Consider the following 1,512-nt stretch of genomic DNA (forward strand, 5'->3'; position numbering starts at 1 on the left):
CTTCTTCCTGAAAATCAAGCACTTCAGACGCATCGCCACGCGCTACGAACAGACCCCACGGGCGTTTATGTCAATCCTTTGCCTCGTCAGCGCGTTCATCTGGACCAAATGAATGTCAACGCGCTCTAAGCGGCGAGGAGGAGAAGGCGAGACATGGTCATTTTGACTCCGTTTCTCACACACGCCCGACACGGCCACGTGTGGTTGACTGACCTCACATTCGCCCCCGCTTCCGCTTCGTCTTTGATCGGGATCAATTGCAGCCAAGCTAGCAACGAAATTGACATCGAGAGCGGCAATGCAGTGCCCAAGCTGCAACAGTGAGGAGCACGCCGCGCGGCTCTGCCGCAAACAATTTGTACTAGATTTTCAGCTACCGTGCTTGAGATCTCAGGGTGGAGTAACAGATGTTCAAGGGCCGGCATTTTGATCAATCGGTGATTCTTTTATGCGTTCGGTGATATCTGGCTTACAGCCTCGGTCCCCGTGACTTGGAGGAGATGATGACCGAGCGCGGCATCACCGTTGACCACGCGACAGTGCACGACCTGTGAGAAGATCCCTTTGGCAGACCAGCTCGCATCTCTTCGCACGAGCTGCCCTCTCAGGATGCCCGCGCGAATGGAGCAGCGGTCAACTGATCTTCGCTCATGTTGACGGACACCTTTGCTAAGCTGCTGCGGGAGCGGGAAGGTGTTTGATGACGAAGACGAGACGGGAATTCACCCCAGAGTTCAAACGAGATGCCGTCGTCCTGCTGGAGAGTAGCGGCCGACCCCTGATGCAGATTGCGACCGAGCGGGGGATTTCATCCTCGATGCTGCGCAACTGGCGGAGCGTCGTGCATGGCGGCATCCCGCGGTCGAGGGCTGGCTCGAAGGTTGCGCCGACCCGTTCTGCTGCAATGGTGTCTCCAGCCGATCAGGCGGCCGAGATTGCGCGGCTGCGGCATGGACTCGATCGCACGCGCATAGAGCGCGATGTTTTAAAGCAGCGCATCCACTCAGCGCTCGGGTATCTCACACCCGAGTAAGCTGAGAGGAAAGCGAGCTAACCCAGTGTCCACGCAGTCGGGGGAAGATCAGGTCTATCCAGCCGGTGTGCAGATGGTTGCCTCCACCACCACACGCGGACGACCGCGTAAGACGCTGACCCCTGGTCAGCAATCGATCTCGGCCAAGGCCATGCTGGCCAAGATGTCATGCCGCCGGATCACGTGGCGGCACGGCACCAAGGGGCCGCTACAAGCGTGATTTGCCGCCATGCGGGTGCGGGTCGCCTATGGACCGGCGGTTCAGTTGCGCGGGCATATCGCCCAACATCTGTCCGGTGACGAGGTCTGGTTGGTGGGTGAACACCGCTCGCCGGACGAGCGCAGGTACTATTGTAGCGCGACGCGCGAATGTGTGAGTAAGGCGACGGCCAGATTTACGAGATGTCGCCTCCGGTTGAAGTCGACCTACCGTGTCACGGGACGACACGGAGGAGCGCATGAGCCGGCTCGATCAGGAG

Annotated in this window: 1 protein-coding gene and 2 pseudogenes; all 3 read left to right on the top strand. The window is 59.3% G+C overall.

The window, feature by feature from the left end:
• Positions 1-407 precede the first annotated feature (407 nt).
• A pseudogene (locus FS320_RS43210) lies at positions 408-545 on the top strand (IS6 family transposase); the annotation flags it as partial.
• Between the two features lie 155 nt (positions 546-700).
• Positions 701-889, top strand: a pseudogene (locus FS320_RS43215) (transposase); the annotation flags it as partial.
• A 169-nt stretch (positions 890-1,058) separates the two neighbouring features.
• A complete protein-coding gene (locus tag FS320_RS43220; protein WP_152718632.1) occupies positions 1,059-1,253 on the top strand; it encodes a hypothetical protein in 195 nt (64 codons plus the stop codon).
• The last annotated feature ends 259 nt before the right edge of the window (positions 1,254-1,512 follow it).

The sequence above is a fragment of the Microvirga tunisiensis genome (assembly GCF_009296175.1).
GTDB lineage: Bacteria > Pseudomonadota > Alphaproteobacteria > Rhizobiales > Beijerinckiaceae > Microvirga > Microvirga tunisiensis.